Below are 18,732 nucleotides of genomic sequence, written 5' to 3' on the forward strand. Positions count from 1 at the left end.
ATGGCCCGCTCCTACAGGGGGAAACGGATCAGCGAACAACCGCCAGCTCGAAGCCGCCCTGGTCGCCGTGCTCGCGCACCTTCATCCCCGCCTCGTTCACCGCCAGGTCTTCCAGCGGTCGCTTGTAGGGCTTGTTGTCGAGGGTCTGCAGGCTGCGGTCCTCGTCGGTGGTGAGCAGCAACACATAACGCTCGCCCTGGTTGGCGCGCACCGGAATGGTCCCTTCGATGAACGCGTAGCGGTACCAGGTCTCTGGGTTGAGCTTGTACACCGCGTCGCTCACCAGTCGCGTCGGACGCTTCTGTTCGTCGAGGAACAGCAGCGACGGATAGACCACCTGGTGGTTGGCGAAGCTGCGCACGCGCAAGCCGTAGACGTGCTGTGAGCTGGGCAGCTTCATCGCCACGAAGTAGCTCTTGCCCATGGGGAAGTCGAAGCTCGGCGAGAACTTGTTCAGCTCCTCGTAGCGCGGCTCCTCCACCGACAGCTCGGTGAAGTCGCCATCGCCCATCTGATCGCAGCAGCGCCGCTGCAGGTCGACGTAGAGGTCATCCAGGGTCTTGCCGCTGCCCTTGAGCAGCGCCTTCATGGCATCGGTCTGCTCACCCATGCCGTCGAGTCCCGGCAGGTTGTTCGGGCGTCCCTTCAGGTCGATCTGCCGGCCTTCGGTGAAGGCGATATTGCTGCCATCCTGCTCGCCACGGCGGAACATCGCTCCGCGCTGCTCCGCGGTGATCGGTGAGTTGCGCACCTGGCCCTTGTCATCGACCCAGGTGAAGTACGGGTTGCCGTTCTCGCTGCGGACGAAGCCGCGATCCTCATAGGATTCAGCGTCGATGTACTCGGAAGAATGGTCCCCGTTGGGCAGCACGTAATCGGCACGACCGGGCGCTACCTGGCCGGCGGCGTAGAAGCTGTTCTGCAGGTTGCCCTGGGCGTCCACCCAGGTGAAGTAGCGGCGCTTGCTCTCGCCCGCCGGGCGGCTGCCCGGCCACTGGGTGGCGCTGAGGTCGATCAGCCGCGCACGGTCGCTCTGGTCGATGCGCTTGTCCGCCTGGCGTTGCTGCTGGGCATAGCTGGCGTCGACGAAGGTGTTGTGCACCTGGCCGCTGTCGTCGATCCACGACAGGTAGCGGCCGCTGGCTGCGTGCGCCGATGCGCCCATGCCGACGGCGGCGATGCAGGAAATCAGGAGGGTCAACCTGCCCATGTCCATGCCCTCAGAAGGTGGTGCGGTAAGTCATGGCGAAGACGTAGGCCTTCACCGTGGTGCTGACATCGAGGCCGGCATAGGGGTTGTACACCAGGTTGTCGATGCCGGTGCAGTTCAGGTTGCAGCTGGTGCCCGCCTTGATGCTCTGCTTGGAGACGAAATAGTTGAAGCCCAGATCGATCACCGTGTCCTTGTCCCACTGGTAGCCCAGGCCCAGGCCGTAGAGGTTGGCATCGCCGATGGGCACCAGCGCGTCGGCCTTGTCCTTGGGAATCGCCGAGGGGCGATACTCATAGCCGGCGCGCAGTTGCAGGCGGTCATTGACGTCGTACTGCATCCCCATGGCGTAGCTCCAGGTGTCCTGGTAGCCGCGGTCGAGGATGATGCTGTGGTCGGTGGCGCCGTTGGGGGCGAAGTTCTTGGCGATGCGCAGCAGGTCGAGTTCCTTGTCGAACTCGATTTCCAGCTTGTTCCAGTCGCTGTAGTCGGTCCACTTCAGGTCGAAGTTGAACTGCCACTTGTCGAACGGGCGCACCTTGATCCCGGTGGAGAAGCTGTCCGGGTTGACCATGTTCAGCGTCGCCACGCCGTGTTCTTCCTCGGCGTTGCCATAGGGGAACAGCGGGCTCAGGAAGGCGCCGAACACCGAGTTCTGCATGCCGGACCAGAAGCCCTGCCAGTCCTTGGTGTAGTCGACGCGGTACTTGCCCTTGAGGTGCATGCGCGACTCGCTCTGGTAGGTCGCGCCCCAGGCGAACCAGTCGTAGGGTTCCCAGAGGACGCCCAGGTTGAAGCTCGGCGAGAGGGTCTGCTGCATGTCCAGCTTGAGGTTGGCCAGCGAGTCGTACGGGCCGATACGCCCGCCACAGACGTTGAACACCAGCTCGACGATTTCCTGCGCGCCGGGCACGCAGGTGGTGTCGTGCAGGGTCTGCAGCAGGCCGGTGAGCAGGCCGGGGTTGCGGAAGTCGGTATCCAGCGCCATGGCCTGGTGCGAGAAGCCGATCGACAGGCCCGCCGACAGCGTGTCGTTGACCTCGTAGCCCACCGAGGGCGAGAAGTAGGTGATGCGCTGCAGCGAGACGCGGCGGCCTTCGTAGCGTGCCGGGTCACTGTCCGAATCGCGCGAATAGCCCAGCGCCTGGGGCGCGTAGACGTTGGTGGCGAAGGTGAACTTGGAGCCCGGCGGGTTGATCGACAGGCCCGCCAGCGGTGCCACCAGCAACGGCATGTCGGTCATGCCGCCAAGCCCCGGCAGGTACATGGTCGGAGTCAGGGTGCGGCTGTTCTCACCAGCGACCGGGTCATTGTCCAGGCCAAAGGAGGACGAACCATAGTCCGGCGGCGCCTTGAAGCCGGCGCGGATATCCATGACCCCGGTGATCAGCTTGAGCTGGGTCTGGCGGCCCTTGAGCTTGGTCAGGGCGGCGGGGTTGTAATGCACCGCGTCGATGCCGGTGGAGTCGGCCGTGACCGCGTTGGCCATGGCCATGGCCTTGGGGTTGCCGATGGTCAGGTCGTTGGCCAACTGGGCGTTGGCGAGCGTCGCCCAGCCAAACCCTACCCCTGCCATCGCCACCGCGAGGGGCGAAATGCGCATAGTCATGTGGTGATCGCTCGTCGGTTACTGGGCTTTGAGGCCTTGGATATCCAGGGGCAGGGAAACCCCCAGCAGTACATCCGGCGAGTCTTCGGTCAGACCGAAACCGGCGTTCACGTTGACGATGTAGTCCGGCGATGTTCGCAGGCCGAGCGAGAAGTTCATGATCGCGCTGGTCTGCTCGGGCGCCTCGACCGTGCGGTCGTTGAAGTAGTACTTGTTCTTGAACGAGTAGGCCATCTGGTAGGAGGTGGCCAGGGAAACGTCGTAGGACAGCGCGTAGGCCATGCCCATGGCGAAGTTGACCGTGTCGCCCGGCACCACCTTCTCCAGCTCTTCGCCGTACTGGTTCTGGTGGATGTCGTCGACCTTCATGTTGTAGGTGTACCCGAGCGAGCCGTAGAGCACGACGGGGTCGATCACGTAGGACATGTTGGCCCCGGCGCCCAGGCTGTAGAAGCCGTTGCCGGTGGAGACGTCGTCCTGCACGTTGCCCTTGTACGGGCTGTCGCCGGTGGGCAGGCCGAGGGTCGCGTAGAGCGTGGTGACCGGAGCGCCGCGGCGCGCGGCCCAGGGCTGCCAGCGCAGCGTCGCGGAGACGTCGCCCAGGCTGTAGGCATGGATGTCGCGCTCGGTGTCGTACTTGGCCACGAACGGCAGGCGCATGCTGAAGGTCAGGTTGTCCCAGATGCCGTAGTCGAAGGTGAACGAGTTGGTGAAGGTATGCTGCGCCTCGCTCTGGGCCAGCACGCTGTAGACGTTCTCGCCACTGCGCACGGCCTGCAGGCGCGTGTCGCGCATCAGGGTGTAGTCGAAGCCGTAGGTCAGCTGGCGCTCACCTTTCTTGAGCAGGGTGTAGCTCTTCTCGGCGGCCTGGAACACCTGTTCCAGCGCCTTGGCGCTGTCGGCGTCGGTATCCTTCTTGGCCAGCGCATCACGCGCGTCCTCGGTTGTCGCTTCTTCGGCGATGGCGCTGGTACTTGCCAGCAAGGCCAGAGCGGCAACGCACGCAAACCCCTTGAAATCCATGTTGCTATCCCCTGGTCTTGTTCTTATTCGTATGGGCCGATCGGGCGATCACTTGCGCCGGATGTACTGGACATCTCCGTTCGTGGCGGCTTCGCCAATCTGGTTCTGGGTGAGCTTGCTCATCTCCGGGAACTCGCGGAAAGCCAGCAGGCTGACGGTCCGGTCATCCACCAGGCGCATGTCGGCCTCTTTCAGCTCCAGGGCGTTCTTGGGCTCCTGGCCGCTGGGGTAGATCACGAAGAGCACGTTCTGGTCCCAGATTTCCTCGAAACGGGCGCGGGTGAAACTGATGTTGCCCAAGGCAGGATCGGCAACGAAGACGTGGTCGTTGTAGACATCGCGGACCACGACGAAATGCTTGAAGCCGGCATAGTGGATCGGCACCAGCGCCGGGTGTTCGAGCGAGTCCAGGTCGGAGAACTCGGCACGGAAGCCGCCACTCTTGTAGCCGAGTGCAGCGGCATAGCGCTTCATGTCCAGAAGCGAGAATCCACGGCGCTGGACGATCTTGTCGGCCTCGCCGTACTTGATCAGGCCTTCCATGACCTGACGCTCTTCCAGGTTGCGGCCCAGGTAGTAGTCCAGCAACGTGGTCAGCGCTGCCGAGCCGCAGCTGTAGTCGTAGGCCTGGCGGATGACATTGCGGAACTGCACCTGGCTCATCGGCTCGAGCTGGACCGACTCGCGGAAGGGACCGTTGGGCGTGAGCGGCTGCGAGATGTTCACTGTGCCCTGCTGCTGCGGCTTGGTATCCACGGCCTGGGTAAAACCGAACAGGCCCAACAGGCTTCCCAGCAGAATCTCGAACATCCCACCCCTCTCTTCAAATACTGGAAGTCAATCCTGGAAGACCCTTGCCGGCAGGCGCCGGCAAGGGGTACTGCGCATCAACCCTGGGGATCAGTGACCCCAGACCTTCACGGTCGAACCCGCCAGGTTCAGGTTGGAAACGGTCAGCGAGCCAATGCTGGCGCCGGTGGCACCTACCTTGACGGCGTCGATGGTGACGTCGCCGGTCACGGTGGGCAGGCCGATGGCCAGTTGCTCGGTAGCAACGGCGGTGCCGCCGCCAACCGGGGTGATGTTGGTTTTCACCACGTCGACGGTCATCGGCGCGTTGTCGGCGATGGTCACGCTCGGCAGGTGGATACCCTGCAGGACCAGGGAACCGCCGTTGGTGTCGGCGTCCTTGTAGGTGACAGCGCCAATGGAGGCGTTGAAGGTACCGGAAATGCTGATGCCATCCTGGCCGGTGATACCGGACAGTGCAGCGTCATCCATGGATTTCATGTCGGCATGTGCCAGGAACGGAGCGGCCAGAACTGCGCTTGCAAGAACCAGTTGCTTGATTTTCATTGTTATAACTCTCCAGTGTTCAGGTGGGGTTGCCCCAGGCACTGCAAGGGGCGTCCTACCCCGCTGCAGGTTGACCGGCTGATGCCGATCTTCCAGACCCCCGACTTCTTCCTTAGGCGCCGCGGGTATGGATTCGTGAAGCACGAAGCTTCGCGTCCTGATCTCCAAGCTACTGACCCGCCGTGAACCTGCCAGCCCATCCAAGGGATGGCGCAAAACCAACCTTCCGACTCAAGCTTCGCTGAGCAGCCCCAGGCTCTTCCCCTTGAGTACCGCCTGGGTCCGGCTGCGCACGCCGAGCTTGGCGAACAGGTTGTGCAGATGCCACTTGATGGTGGCCTCCGACAGATGCACCGCCTGGGCGATGTCCCGGTTCGACAAGCCTGCCGCCACGAGCCGCAGAATCTCCCGCTCCCGGTGGCTAACATCTTGATTTTCATCGAAACTTTCAGGGTCTACGGAGAGCCTGCGGCACTGCTCGCGAAGCATCTCGGCTACCCCTTGCCAAGCCGATGCGCGCTTGGGTTCGGCGCCCTTCCAGGCCTCCCAGAGCGGCAGCAACCACAGGGCGTCGTCCTGGAACAGACGTCGGTAGCCCAGATTCCAGGCTTCTTCCAGGGTGGGAGCGAACAAGGCAAAGGCTTTTTCGCTGTTACCTTTCTGCCAATACGCCACAGAAAGTAACAGCGAAAGACGCAGCCGCCGGTCGCGCTGGTAGGGCGAGGTAAAGCCCGCCAGGCACGATTCCAGACGCTGCTGAGCTCGCTCGGCATGGCGCTCGGACAGTGCCAGGCGCGCCTCTGCCATCACCAGCGCCGCATGGGCATCGGCGTAGCGTTCAGCGTTGAGCCCCGAGAGGTGCCGCGCCAGCTGCAGGCAGACGCGCTCGGCCTCGTTGGGCCGGCGCATCCACAGCAACAGCTGCACCTTGCAGCTCATGGCCAGCGCATGCACCCGCTCGTAGCCCGGCGACTGAAGGCCAACCAGCCATTCGTCGAGCTGGGCCAACCCTTGTTCGGCCTCGCCGGCGAAGAAACGCGCCTTGGCCATCACCAACTGGCCACGGCTGATCAGCTCCACCGGCGTGGCAACGTCGCGCCAGGTGGTGGCCAGTGGCAGTTCGGCGAGGATCGCCGCGTGGCGATCCTGCTCGTACAGCAAATCCGCATAGGCCAGGGACAACGGCCCCCCGACCCGGCTGCGCCGGCCGAAGACCCGCTCCACGCGGCTGCGCGCGCTCTCGGCGATGGTGCGCCCGCGCTCCAGCTCACCGCGCTCCTTGCAGATCAGCGCCTCGATCATGCTGACGACGACCTGCAGGTATTCGCTGTCGGCCATGCGCAGGCAATCGCGGGCGACACCAATGGCGTTGGCCGCTTCGGCGTAGTCACCCAGCAGCGCATAGGCCGCCGCCTGGATGCACGACAGGCTGGCGCGGAACACCGGCTGGTTGCCCGGCACCAGCGCCAGCCACTGGCGCGCCACCTTCAGGCAAGCCTCCAGCTTGTCCTGGTAGAGCAGCACCAGCGCCTTCAGCACCTGGGCCACGGCGAGCAGCTCGGCCATGCCGAAGTGGCGCACCTTGCCCTGCCCCTGCAGCAGCCGGACGCTGAGCTCTTCGATCAGCGCTTCAGCCTCGGCGAACTTCTGCTCGAAGGCCAACTGCCAGGCGTAGAAGATCTGGAACACCGGGTGCTCGCGGATCACCTCGGCGGGGATGCTGCCGAGCATGCCGAGGATGCCGTAGACGCGGTTGCCGGCAATCAGCTTGGCGCCCTGGCGCTCCAGCAGATCGGCGGCGAAGGCATAGTCACGGGCGCGCAGGGCGTATTTGATTGCGCGATCGGCCATGTCGCGGCCCTCGCACCAGCGCGCGGCGGCGTGCAGCAGCGGCGTCGGATCGGAGTTGCGCGCCAGGCGGCCCTGGAGGAATTCGGCGAACAGGTGGTGGTAGCGGAACCACTCGCGCTGGTCGTCCAGCGGGATGATGAACAACTGCTCGTTCTGCAGCCGCATCAGCATGTCCAGGCCATCGCGGCGGCCGGTCAGGGCGTTGCACAGTTCGGCGCAGAATTCGTCGAGCACCGAGGTCTGGTCGAGGAACTGCTGCAGCGGTTCGGGCAGGCTGCGCAACACATCCTCGGCGAGGTAGTCGGCGAGGTCGCGCTCGGTGCCGGAGAGCCCCTTGAGCAGCGCCGCTCGGTCCGGATTGCGCGCCAGCGCCAGCGCCGCGAGGTGCAGCGCGGTGATCCAGCCTTCGGTGCGTTTGTGCAGCAGCTTGAGCTCGCTGTCGCTCAGGGCCAGGCCCTTGAGCTCCGTGAGGAAGGTATCGGTTTCCTCGCGGGTCAGGCGCAGGTCGTCGCCGCTCAGGCAGAAGGCCCAGGGCGCCAGGCCCGGTTCGTCCACCAGAAAGCGCGGGCGGTAGCGAGTGCTGGTGACCAGACGGATGTTGTCCGGCAAGTGCTCGATCAGGTAACGCGCGCCGTGGGCCAGCGCCGGGTGGCGGATCTGGTGGAAGTCGTCGAGCAGCAGGTAGATCGGTCCGTCGAGGCGGCGCAGGTCGGAGAGGAAGGCGTCGATGATGCCTTCCAGCGGCAGGGTCATGTCCGACTGCAGCAGATTCGAGGTGTTGGTGCCGAAGTCCGTCTCGACGCTGCGAATGCTTGCCACCAGGTACTGCACCAGGCGCTGCGGCTCGCTGTCACCCTCGTCGCAGGACATCCAGGCGACCCGCGCGCCCCCCTCCAGCAGACGCTGGCGGAACAGGCTGAGGATGGTGCTCTTGCCGAACCCGGCCGGCGCGCTGAGGATCAGCACGCGCTGCTGGCGGTTGGCGTACAGACGATCGATCAGGGCGCGGCGCGGCAGCAGCGAATCACTGTCGGCGCGCGGAGGGAACAGCTTGGTGCGCAGCAGCGGCATGGGCTGTTGCGGCAGTGTGGTCAGGGTCGTCATGTCAGAGCAGACTCAGCTCGCGGGCACGGCGTATCGCTTGGGTCCGATTGCGCACCTTGAGCTTCTCGTAGATGTTGTGCAGGTGCCATTTGACGGTGCCCAGGGCCAGCGACAGCTGCTGGCCGATCTCCTCGTTGGAGAGCCCCTGGGCCGCCAGGCATACCACCTCGCGCTCGCGGTCGGTCAGACCTTCTTCGAGCACCTCGGGCGACCTGCGTGCTTCCTGCCCCGGCCAGACGGTCAACATTCCGCGAATGAAGACCTGCAAGGCCGGTTGTCGCTCGGTGGATTCCAGCTGCTGCAGCAACTGGCGAATCCCCTCGCCTTCCTCGATGAAAATGCTCCGCACCCCTTCCCGCTCGGCGCCGACCAGGCATTGGCCGAGCAGGCTGTGGGAACGCTCCTGGTAACCCAGGCGCTGGTAACTCAGGGCCGCCAGCAGGTCCAGGCGCAGCCGTTGCAGACCGTGCCAGCCCGGCTGCAGCATGCCGCGCAGCTGGGTGATTTCGTGCAGCGCCTCGCTGAAGTGCCCGCGCGCCTGCAGCAGCCGCACCCGACTGATGCCCTGCACCCAGAGCACCGGGTTGAACGGCATCTGCTTGTAATGGCTGGCCAGCTTGGCCCAGTCGATGGCCTTGAGCCGCTGCTCGGCGCGCTTGCAGCGGTCGGTGGCGGTTTCCTGGAGGATCAGGTTGATCTCCTCGCCCACCGCCATGGCGAAGAAGCGCCACGACTGGTTGCGCGACGCCAGGGTCTGCATCAGCCCGAGGGTGGCCAGCGCCTCCTTGCCGCGCCCCTGCAGGCGCTGGATGCGCGCCAGGCACTGCATGCCCTGGGCGTACAGGTCGATGGGATTGACCACGTCGACCCGGCCCAGCGCCCAGCGCAGGCGTTCTTCCAGGCCGTCCAGCTCAGTGCGGTAGTAGGCGGTCAGCGCTTCGGCGATGGCCGGCAGGGCGAGCGCCTGGGAGCGCTTGTCGAACAGCGGCATGGCCTGCTCGCGCACGCGCTCGATGAGCATCTGCGCCTGCTTGACCTGGCCCTGCTCCAGCGCCAGTACCACTTCGATGGTGCACTGCTGCATGTGCAGGTAGCGGCCGTCGAGGAAGTGGTTGCGCTGCTGTGCCAGCCCCATCAGGCGGCGCGCCTGCTCCGCGTGCCCCCGGATGACCTGGGCGAAGGCGCCGATCAGCAGGATGGCGCCTTCGAGGAACGCCGAGTTCTGCCCCAGCTGGCTCTCCACGTTGCGTGCCAGGGTGATGCACTGTTCGAGGTCATCCTTCTGCAGCGCCAGCACGGCTTTTACCGCCAGCGCCGAGAGGTACTGGTTGCCCATCGGGCCGTTGCCGCGCGAGTCGCCCCAGCGCGCCAGCAGCTCGTCGATCATACGGTTGGCTTCGGGCAGGCTGAGCTCGGTGGCACGGGTCCAGACGTCGCTGAGCACGAGGATCGGGTAGCGCTCGGCGATCTCGTTCGGCACGTGCTTGCGCCAGCGCGAAATCAGGTAGAGCTGGCCCCGGTTGATCAGTTCAAGGCCGCAGCCATCGACCAGCGCGGCGAGCATCTCCGGGTCCTCGGCGAGGCAGGCGTGCTCGATGGCCAGGGTCGGCATGTGGTGGTTGGTGAACCACAGGCTGGCGTTGAAGTGCAGTTGCTTGAAGCGTTCCGGGTCGCGCTCGCGCAGGCGGGCACGGAGGAAATCGGCGAACAGCTGGTGGAAGCGGTACCACTGGCGGTCGCGGTCCAGCGGCAGGAGAAACAGCTGCATGCTGTCCAGGTGCTCCAGCAGCGCCTGGCCGTCCTGGCGACCGGTCAGGGTGTTGGCCAGGTCGCCATTCAGACGGTTGGCAATCCCCAGGGACAGCAGCGCCCCCTGCACATCGGCCGGCAGACGCTCGAACACCGCGCGCAGCAGGTAATCGCCGACCGCCGCCTTGTCGCTGCTGAGCAGCTTGAGGTCTTCCGGAGCCCCCGGCTGCTGGCGCAGCCACAGGCTGACCAGGTGAACCCCCGCCATCCAACCTTCGGTCTGGTTGTGCAGCGACTGCAGGCAGCTATCTTCGAGTTGCAGGCCATCGCGGGCCAGGTACTCGCGGGTTTCGTCGCGGGACAGGCGCAGCTCGTCCTGGCCAATTTCCAGCAGCAGGCCCTTGGCGCGCCAGGTGGCGAGGTTCAGCGGCGGCTGGGAACGGCTGCCGATGGCCAGGGTGAGGCCGGGCGGCGCGTACTGCACCAGGCGATTGAGGCCGGCGAAGACGTCGGAATGGGTGATCTCATGCAGGTCGTCGAGTACCAGCAGGACCTTGCGCTCGTCGCGGGAGAGGTCCATCAGCAGGCTTTCCATGACCGCGACCACGGGCACGCGCATGGTGTTGTGCACGTAGCCCAGCGCATCCTCGCCGGTACCCGGCACGGCGGTGGCCAGGGCCTGGATGAGTTTCAGGCAGAAACGGCCGGGATCGTCGTCGTCGCTCTCCAGGGAGAGCCAGGCGACCTGGTGGCCTTCGCTCGCACGCTTGCCGGCCAGCGCCGCCAATGCGGTGGTCTTGCCGAAACCGGCTGGCGCCGAGAACGACAGTATCGAGGCATAAGGATGACGGTCCAGGGCATTCTGGACCTCGGGACGAATCAAATAATCAGCAGGCACCCGAGGGGGTGTTAATCTGGAGCGCAGAAGGCTGCCGGCTGCGGGCTCGAGCACTACATCCACGGCCTGTATCCCTATGTCATTATCGTTGTTGGTACGGAGCACTGTCCGCGTGGGATTCGTCACTTCTTATCAGAATGCTTTTCCTACGTAAACTGAAGAAATAGCTCTAGGATCGACACTTCAGCCGACCTGATCACCTCATTTGCCTGCACGCTGTTACCCATGCCTGACTGTTTTCTGTACCCGCTTCCTTACCGGGAAGACCCGGGCGAACGCTTCGCCCTGATCCATCGGGCACCCGGCGCCGTACTCCTGGACGCCGGTCGACCCATTGCCACACGTGGACGCTATGACCTTCTGAGCGCCTGGCCATTGGCAGAACTGGCACCAACCGCCGACGAATCGGCCAAGCGCTTTTTTGCCCGCGCAAGAGCCGCCTTGCAGAGCCTGGGCGAGGCAAAAGTCCCGGACAATCGCAACGTGCCATTCGTCGGCGGAATGATCGGTTATCTCGGTTATGACTTTGGCCGGCGCGTCGAGCACCTGCCCGAACCGAACCTCGACGACCTCGCCCTGCCCGATGCACGCCTGGGCCTGTATGCCTGGGCGCTGGTGACCGATCACGAGGAATGCAGCAGCCAGCTGGTGTTCCATCCGTCACTGCCGACGAGCGAGCGAGAGCGCCTGATCGCGCTGTTCGAAGGCGCCCGCGACGATGAAGCGCTGCCGCACTTCCGGCTCTCCGCCCCCTTCCGCCCGGACCTGAGCCGCCAGCAGTACCGCGAAGCGCTGGAGCGCGTGCACGGCTACATCCTCGCCGGCGACTGCTACCAGGTGAACTACACCCAGCGCTTCCGCGCGCCTTGCCAGGGCTCGCCCTGGCTGGCTTACCGTGCGCTGCGCGAGGCGTGTCCTACGCCTTTTGCCGGTTATCTGGCATTGCCTGAAGGCGCCGTCCTCAGCCTGTCACCGGAGCGCTTCATCCAGCTCCACGGCAAGCAGGTGGAAACCCGCCCGATCAAGGGCACCCGCCCGCGCGGCGACACGCCAGAGGCCGATCGGCAGAATGCCGAAGCCCTGCTCGCCAGCGAGAAGGACCGTGCCGAAAACCTGATGATCGTCGACCTGCTGCGCAACGACCTCGGCCGCAGCTGCCGCCCCGGCAGCGTGCGCGTGCCCGAACTGTTCGCGGTGGAGACCTATCCCAACGTCCACCATCTGGTCAGCAGCGTGCGTGGCGAACTGGCGGACGGCAAGGACGCGCTGGACCTGCTCGAAGGCAGCTTCCCCGGTGGCTCCATCACCGGCGCACCGAAGGTCCGTGCCATGCAGATCATCGACGAACTGGAGCCGACCCAGCGCAGCATCTACTGCGGCAGCCTGCTCTACCTCGACGTGCGTGGCGAGATGGACAGCTCCATCGCCATCCGTACCGTGCTGGTGAAGGACGGCCAGGCAAGCTGCTGGGCCGGCGGCGGCATCGTGGCCGACTCCAACTGGGAGGAAGAATACGAGGAGTCGCTGACCAAGGTGGGCGTACTCCTGCGAACCCTGGAAAGCCTGTAACGCTCACTCGGATTGCCCGTTACCTGTAGGAGCGAGCTCACTCGCAAGCAGATTTCATCTACAGCACCGGCATCAAGTGGTTCGCGAGCAAGCTCGCTCCTACAAAGATCAAGAGCTCCTCACCCTAGCCCTGGCTGCGCGCCCCGCTCCTCAGCGGGAGAGGGCTGGGGTGAGGGGAAACGCGGGCGCGGACTTTTCCAGGAAAAGACAGGTGCTCCTGCCAAAAGCCGGAAAGAAAAAGCCCCGCATCGGCGGGGCTTTTTCGTCACAGCCGGCGTTACAGGCTGAGCGGGCGGTTGGACGCCTTGAGGAACTCCTTCTTCAGGTCCTCATAGGTGTGCACGGCCGGGAACTGCGGGAACTCGCGAATCACGTTTTCCGGCGCGTGGAACAGGATGCCGGCGTGGGCTTCGGAGAGCATGGTGGTGTCGTTGTAGGAGTCGCCAGCGGCGATCACACGGTAGTACAGGCTCTTGAAGGCGATGACCGACTGACGCTTCGGATCCTTCTGGCGCAGTTGGTAGTCGACCACGCGATCGGTCTCGTCGGTGATCAGCTTGTGGCACAGCAGGGTCGGGAAACCGAGCTGGCGCATCAGCGGCTGGGAGAACTCATAGAAGGTGTCGGAGAGGATCACCACCTGGAAGCGCTCGCGCAGCCAGTCGACGAACTCCACCGCGCCTTCCAGCGGCTTCAGGGTGGCGATCACTTCCTGGATGTCGGACAGCTTCAGGCCGTGCTCGTCGAGGATGCGCAGGCGCTGCTTCATCAGCACGTCGTAATCCGGGATGTCACGGGTCGTCGCCTTGAGCGCTTCGATACCGGTTTTTTCAGCGAAGGCGATCCAGATTTCCGGAACCAGAACCCCTTCCAGGTCGAGACAGGCGATTTCCACGAACGATTTCCCCGCAGGTTTGACTTGAGAGGCGGCACTCTAGCCGCTCGCTCCAAGCGGTGCAACGCGCCACTTATACCCAAACACCACAGTCCACCTTCCTGATGGTTATTTAGGGGCATATCCCCCTCTTTGCTACCATCGCGCCCACAGAGCGCCTTGCGCCATTAAAACTAGGAATACCGCCTGATGAGCCTCCCGTTCGATATCGCGGAAATCGCCGCGAGCTATGCCAGCAAAGCCCCACAGGACATCCTGAAGCTTGCCTTCGAGCACTTCGGCGACGAGCTGTGGATTTCCTTCAGCGGTGCCGAGGACGTGGTGCTGGTGGACATGGCCTGGAAGCTCAACAAGAACGTCAAGGTGTTCAGCCTGGACACCGGCCGTCTGCACCCGGAGACCTACCGCTTCATCGAGCAGGTCCGCGAGCACTATGGCATCGCCATCGAAGTGATGACCCCCGACCCGCGCCTGCTGGAGCCGTTCGTCAAGGAGAAGGGCCTGTTCAGCTTCTTCAAGGACGGCCACGGCGAGTGCTGCGGCATCCGCAAGATCGAGCCGCTCAAGCGCAAGCTGTCCACCGCGACCGCCTGGGCCACCGGCCAGCGCAAGGACCAGAGCCCCGGCACCCGCAGCCAGGTTGCCGTGGTCGAAGTGGACGGCGCCTTCTCCACTCCGGAGAAACCGCTGGTCAAGTTCAACCCGCTGGCGAACATGAGCAGTGAAGAGGTCTGGGCCTACATCCGCATGCTGGAAATCCCCTACAACAGCCTGCACGAGCGAGGTTTCATCAGCATTGGCTGCGAACCCTGCACCCGTCCCGTGCTGCCGAACCAGCACGAGCGCGAAGGCCGCTGGTGGTGGGAAGAAGCCACGCAGAAAGAGTGCGGCCTGCACGCCGGCAATTTGATCAGCAAGGCCTGAGGCCTTACCCTCGGCTGACGGAAATTTCCCTGTCAGCCCGCAGCCCAGGATCGGACGCCTGCACGCCTGCGGCGGAGCCGATCCCATGCGCATCACCCTGGTAAAAAAGGTCCTGGCCGATGGCCAGGATTGCCGCAAGTGCCGCGAAGTCCATGAACGCTTGGTCAAGGGCGGCTACCTGAATCGTATCGACCGCACCCTGGTTGCCGACGAGCGCAACCCCGCCAGCACCGGCTGGCTGGTCGCCGCCCAGTACGGCGTGGACACCGCGCCCTTCTTCGTCGTCCGCCACGATGACGGCCGTGAAGTCGTTTACACGGTGTTCATGAGTTTCCTCCACGAGGTGCTCGAAGGCCGCGGCGAACTGCCGCTGGACTCCCGCGAAGCCCTGGCCGAACTGGCCCAGCGCGACGATCTGGATCGTCTGTAGCCGTCGACCTTGACGCTTTCTTGATGGCCGCTCGGCCAGACTGTCGTTTCCTGTTGCAGACGCACAAGGAAGTATCCCCATGGCCGGCGGTTCGGATCGCACGCGCCCGCGCATTCCCGGCACCGTCTGGGCGCTGGGTTTCGTCAGCCTGTTCATGGACGTTTCCTCGGAACTGCTGCACAGCCTGCTGCCACTGTTCCTGGTCGGCAGCCTCGGGCTGAGCATGGTCGCGGTGGGCCTGATCGAAGGCGTCGCCGAGGCCACCGCGCTGATCGTCAAGGTGTTCTCCGGCGCCATCAGCGACTACCTCGGCCGGCGCAAGGGGTTGGTGCTGTTCGGCTACGGCCTGGCAGCGCTGTCCAAGCCGCTGTTCCCGCTGGCCACCTCGGGCGAGACCATCTTCGCCGCGCGCCTGCTCGACCGTATCGGCAAGGGCATCCGCGGGGCGCCGCGGGACGCACTGATCGCCGACGTCTCGCCACCGTCGATCCGCGGGGCCTGCTTCGGCCTGCGCCAGTCCATGGACACCGTCGGTGCCTTCGCCGGCCCGCTGCTGGCCATCGCGCTGATGCTCTGGCTGGGCAACAACCTGCCGCTGGTATTCTGGTTCGCCTGCATTCCAGCCGGCATCGCAGTGCTGGCCATCGTCTTTTTCGTCAAGGAGCCGGAACAGGCCGAAGGCACCCATCGCTTCCGCTCGCCGATCCATCGCGACGCGCTGCGCAGCTTCCCGGCGCGCTACTGGTGGGTGGTCGGCATCGGCGCGGTGTTCACCCTCGCGCGCTTCAGCGAAGCCTTCCTGGTACTGCGCGCCCAGGACATCGGCCTGCCGATGGCCTGGACACCGGTGGTGATGGTGGTGATGGCCCTGCTGTTCATGCTCTCGGCCTACCCGGTGGGCTGGTGGTCGGACCGCACCGATCGCACCGGCCTGCTGGCTATCGGCATGCTCCTGCTGGTGGCGGCAGACCTGTTGCTGGCCTGGGGCGACTCAACCCCGCTGATGCTCGTCGGTGTCGCGCTCTGGGGCCTGCACATGGGCTTCACCCAAGGGCTGCTGGCGACCTTGATCGCCGACACCACGCCCGCCGATCTCAAGGGAACCGCCTTCGGCGTGTTCAACCTCGCCAGCGGCATCGCCATGCTGCTGGCCAGCGTGCTGGCCGGCTGGCTGTGGCAGAGCTTCGGCGCCAGTTGGACCTTCCTTGCCGGCGCGGCGCTGGCATTCGCCGCCCTGCTGTTGCTGCGCTGGCGTGTCCACTGAGTCGCTGCCCCTTTTGCAGGAGCGAGCTTGCTCGCGAACGGATCCGCCGGGCACTCCGACGTTGGGCTGTTCGCGAGCAAGCTCGCTCCTAGCAAGTGCAGCCGGCTCACCACGCCTGGAAACCGCTCATAAAAAAACGCCGCGACTCTCGTTCGGATCGCGGCGTTTTCCTTGCAGCTCGCCTACGCAATGGCGGGGACGAACGTCCTCAGTAGACCGGCAGTTCGATGCCGTCGAACAGTTCGTCCAGCTCGGTCTTGTTGTGGCACTGCACGGCCTTGGCCAGCAGGTCGCGGGTCAGGTGCGGGGCGAACTTCTCGATGAAGTCGCACATGAAGCCGCGCAGGAAGGTGCCGCGACGGAAGCCGATCTTGGTCACGCTGGACTCGAACAGGTGGCTGGCGTCGAGCATCACCAGGTCGCTGTCGAGCTTCGGATCGACCGCCATGTGGGCCACGATGCCCACGCCCAGGCCCAGGCGTACATAGGTCTTGATCACGTCGGCGTCGGCGGCGGTGAACACCACCTTCGGCACCAGGCCTCGCTGGTTGAAAGCTTCGTCGAGCTTGGAACGGCCGGTGAAGCCGAATACGTAGGTCACGATGGGCTGCTCGGCGAGCAGCTCCAGGGACAGCTTCGGCACCTTGGTCAGCGGGTGGCCCTGCGGCACGATCACGCAGCGGTTCCAGCGGTAGCACGGCATCATGATCAGGTCACCGAACAGCTCCAGCGCCTCGGTGGCGATGGCGAAGTCGACGGTGCCGTCGGCGGCCATCTCGGCGATCTGCATCGGCGTGCCCTGGTGCATGTGCAGGGAGACGTCCGGGTACTGCTTGATGAAGCCGCTGATCACGCCGGGCAGCGCATAACGCGCCTGGGTGTGGGTGGTGGCGATGGACAGCGTGCCCTTCTTTTCGTTGGAGAATTCCTGGGCGATCTGCTTGATGCTCTCGACCTTGCGCAGGATCTCGCCGGCGGTGGTGATGATGCGCTCGCCGGCCGGGGTGACGCGAGTGAGGTGCTTGCCGCTGCGGGCGAAGACTTCGACGCCCAGTTCGTCTTCCAGCAGGCGGATCTGCTTGCTGATGCCGGGCTGGGAGGTATACAGGCTTTGGGCAGTGGCCGAGACGTTCAGATCGTGGTGCGCAACTTCCCAGATATAGCGCAGTTGCTGAAGCTTCATGGAATTTCCTCGAAATGGATGTCGCGACCCGCGATGAAGGGCTTGTCGTTTTATAACCATATTAATGGTTTAAGGAATAAAACTAGACGTTTTTTTTCGCCCTGCATGCCATTCGTCTAAAGCCCCACGGAAATTCCGGGCTTGTCCGACGTATCGTCACAAAGCCTTCAGCGGTGCTGCAGCATCGGCACCAGGTAGACCGGCACCTCGGCCAGCTGCACCAGGCGCGCGGCAGTGCGCCCCAGCGGCGTGTTCAGCCCCTCCCCGTGGCTGTGGCTGCCAGCGACGATGATGTCGACGTCCAGGCGCTTGGCCTCGTCGAGGATCACCATCGGCGCATCCCCCTGCACCACTCGCACCGAGCGGATCAGCTCGGCGTCCTGGCGCGCTTCCCCCAGTTCATCGCGGAACCCTTCCATTACCCGCTGCTCGATGCTGCCCATGACGTTGGTCAGGCCATTGGTGCGCATCTCGTTCAGCGTGTCTTCGTCCAGGTAGGTCTGCAGGACGGATTCGGCGAACAGCCCCAGCGGCTCCACCGCGTGCACGACATACACCTCGGCTCCGTAGGCACGGGCCAGCGAAAGTGCGTGCTGAAGGACGTAGGGGGCGTAAAGACCGAGATCGGTGGCGTAAAGAATCGTTCGGATCATGCGGCCTCCTCGACTGCCTGCGCGGCGGGGCCTATCCAGCAGCGTAGCAGGAGAACGCGAATCGCTCCGAGAAGGCCGGATGTCGCGGCCGAGCGACTATCCGGCGACCTTCTTCTCGTTGCTCACACCATGGGGAACATGGCCTGTCGCCACCACCTCGCGCGCCTTCTCGCAGTGCATCGGCTGGTCGTCGAAGAACACATCGGCGGCGAAGGCTTCGAGGAAGGCAGCCTTGTCCAGCCCGCCGAGGAACAGCGACTCGTCCAGGCGGATATCCCACTCGCGCAAGGTACGGATAACCCGCTCGTGGGCCGGAGCCGAGCGCGCGGTGACCAGCGCGGTGCGGATCGGACAGGACTCCTGCGGGAAGGCCTGCTGCACGCGGTTCAGCGCCTTGAGGAAGGGCTTGAACGGCCCACCGCCCAGAGGCTCGCGCGCGGACTCGCGCTCGTGAGTCTGGAAGGCTTCCAGGCCGCCCTGCTGGTAGACGCGCTCGGAGTCGTCGGAGAACAGCACCGCATCGCCGTCGAAGGCGAAGCGCAGTTCGCCATTGGCTTCCCGGCGGGTGCCGCCGGAGAGGATGGTTGCCGCGGCGAAGCCGGCGTCCAGTGCGTTACGCACGTCCTCTATGTGGGTGGAGAGGAACAGGTGGCAGTTGAACGCCTTGAGGTAGGGGTAAGGGCTGCGGCCGCCGACGAAGGCCGCGCGGGAGATGCCCAGGCCATAGTGCTGGATCGAATTGAACACGCGCAGGCCAGTGTCGGCGCTGTTGCGCGAGACCAGGACGACTTCCACCGGCGCACTGTCAGTCCCGCCGTTGAGGGCGAGCAGCTTCTGCACCAGGGCGAAGGCATCGCCCGGCGGCAGGACTTCGTCCTCGCGGTCGATCTGGTACTGGCGATAGGCTTCGACGCCCTCGCGTTCATAGACCTGATGGCTTTCCCGCAGGTCGAACAGCGCCCGCGAGGAGATCGCCACCACCAGCTTGTCATCCAGCCCTTTTGCCATGCTTCC

15 protein-coding genes are annotated in these 18,732 nt (G+C 64.8%); 4 read left to right on the forward strand and 11 right to left on the reverse strand.

What is annotated here, in order from left to right; translation table 11 throughout:
• Positions 1 to 28: 28 nt before the first annotated feature.
• The 7 genes from UB43_RS03835 to UB43_RS03865 all read right to left on the reverse strand — a co-directional run bounded on the left by UB43_RS03835 (position 29) and on the right by UB43_RS03865 (position 10,863).
• On the reverse strand, positions 29 to 1,165 hold the full coding sequence (locus tag UB43_RS03835) for a MalM family protein (RefSeq protein WP_371318987.1): 1,137 nt from the start codon (positions 1,163 to 1,165) through the stop codon (positions 29 to 31).
• Between the two features lie 55 nt (positions 1,166 to 1,220).
• Positions 1,221 to 2,819 (reverse strand): outer membrane protein transport protein, encoded by a 1,599-nt coding sequence (locus tag UB43_RS03840; protein ID WP_156160332.1) that lies wholly within the window; start codon positions 2,817 to 2,819, stop codon positions 1,221 to 1,223.
• Positions 2,820 to 2,837: 18 nt separating this feature from the next.
• Positions 2,838 to 3,842, reverse strand: coding sequence for a transporter (locus UB43_RS03845; protein WP_045208559.1), 1,005 nt, complete (start codon positions 3,840 to 3,842; stop codon positions 2,838 to 2,840).
• Positions 3,843 to 3,890: 48 nt separating this feature from the next.
• The gene (locus UB43_RS03850) at positions 3,891 to 4,652 is read right to left on the reverse strand and encodes a C39 family peptidase (RefSeq protein WP_045208561.1); all 762 of its coding nucleotides are present in this window, start codon (positions 4,650 to 4,652) and stop codon (positions 3,891 to 3,893) included.
• Between the two features lie 90 nt (positions 4,653 to 4,742).
• Entirely contained in the window at positions 4,743 to 5,198 is a 456-nt protein-coding gene (locus UB43_RS03855; protein ID WP_045208563.1) for a DUF6160 family protein, read from the reverse strand.
• 231 nt (positions 5,199 to 5,429) lie between these two features.
• Complete coding sequence (locus UB43_RS03860; protein ID WP_045208565.1) at positions 5,430 to 8,153, reverse strand: helix-turn-helix transcriptional regulator; 2,724 nt, start codon at positions 8,151 to 8,153, stop codon at positions 5,430 to 5,432.
• A 1-nt stretch (position 8,154) separates the two neighbouring features.
• Positions 8,155 to 10,863: a helix-turn-helix transcriptional regulator gene (locus UB43_RS03865; RefSeq protein WP_082085763.1), complete on the reverse strand. Its 2,709-nt coding sequence runs from the start codon at positions 10,861 to 10,863 to the stop codon at positions 8,155 to 8,157.
• A 162-nt stretch (positions 10,864 to 11,025) separates the two neighbouring features.
• On the opposite strand from UB43_RS03865, the gene pabB reads away from it, so the two are divergent.
• Entirely contained in the window at positions 11,026 to 12,369 is a 1,344-nt protein-coding gene (gene pabB, locus UB43_RS03870; protein WP_045208568.1) for an aminodeoxychorismate synthase component I, read from the forward strand.
• 277 nt (positions 12,370 to 12,646) lie between these two features.
• Here pabB and thrH read toward each other — a convergent pair whose 3' ends face one another.
• Positions 12,647 to 13,264 (reverse strand): bifunctional phosphoserine phosphatase/homoserine phosphotransferase ThrH, encoded by a 618-nt coding sequence (thrH, locus tag UB43_RS03875; protein ID WP_024765701.1) that lies wholly within the window; start codon positions 13,262 to 13,264, stop codon positions 12,647 to 12,649.
• Between the two features lie 189 nt (positions 13,265 to 13,453).
• Here thrH and UB43_RS03880 point away from each other — a divergent pair, with 189 nt between their 5' ends.
• The 3 genes from UB43_RS03880 to UB43_RS03890 all read left to right on the forward strand — a co-directional run bounded on the left by UB43_RS03880 (position 13,454) and on the right by UB43_RS03890 (position 15,882).
• Complete coding sequence (locus UB43_RS03880) at positions 13,454 to 14,188, forward strand: phosphoadenylyl-sulfate reductase (protein ID WP_045208570.1); 735 nt, start codon at positions 13,454 to 13,456, stop codon at positions 14,186 to 14,188.
• 85 nt (positions 14,189 to 14,273) lie between these two features.
• Complete coding sequence (locus tag UB43_RS03885) at positions 14,274 to 14,618, forward strand: hypothetical protein (protein ID WP_045208573.1); 345 nt, start codon at positions 14,274 to 14,276, stop codon at positions 14,616 to 14,618.
• 79 nt (positions 14,619 to 14,697) lie between these two features.
• A complete protein-coding gene (locus UB43_RS03890) occupies positions 14,698 to 15,882 on the forward strand; it encodes an MFS transporter (RefSeq protein WP_045208576.1) in 1,185 nt (394 codons plus the stop codon).
• A gap of 208 nt (positions 15,883 to 16,090) precedes the next feature.
• On the opposite strand, the gene cysB is transcribed toward UB43_RS03890, so the two are convergent.
• The 3 genes from cysB to UB43_RS03905 all read right to left on the reverse strand — a co-directional run bounded on the left by cysB (position 16,091) and on the right by UB43_RS03905 (position 18,726).
• Complete coding sequence (gene cysB / locus UB43_RS03895) at positions 16,091 to 17,065, reverse strand: HTH-type transcriptional regulator CysB (RefSeq protein ID WP_045208578.1); 975 nt, start codon at positions 17,063 to 17,065, stop codon at positions 16,091 to 16,093.
• Positions 17,066 to 17,232: 167 nt separating this feature from the next.
• Positions 17,233 to 17,718 (reverse strand): universal stress protein, encoded by a 486-nt coding sequence (locus tag UB43_RS03900; RefSeq protein ID WP_045208580.1) that lies wholly within the window; start codon positions 17,716 to 17,718, stop codon positions 17,233 to 17,235.
• Positions 17,719 to 17,814: 96 nt separating this feature from the next.
• Positions 17,815 to 18,726, reverse strand: coding sequence for a 5'-nucleotidase (locus tag UB43_RS03905; protein WP_045208581.1), 912 nt, complete (start codon positions 18,724 to 18,726; stop codon positions 17,815 to 17,817).
• Positions 18,727 to 18,732 lie beyond the last annotated feature (6 nt).

This window comes from Pseudomonas sp. 21, assembly GCF_000955805.1.
Taxonomy (GTDB): Bacteria; Pseudomonadota; Gammaproteobacteria; order Pseudomonadales; family Pseudomonadaceae; genus Pseudomonas.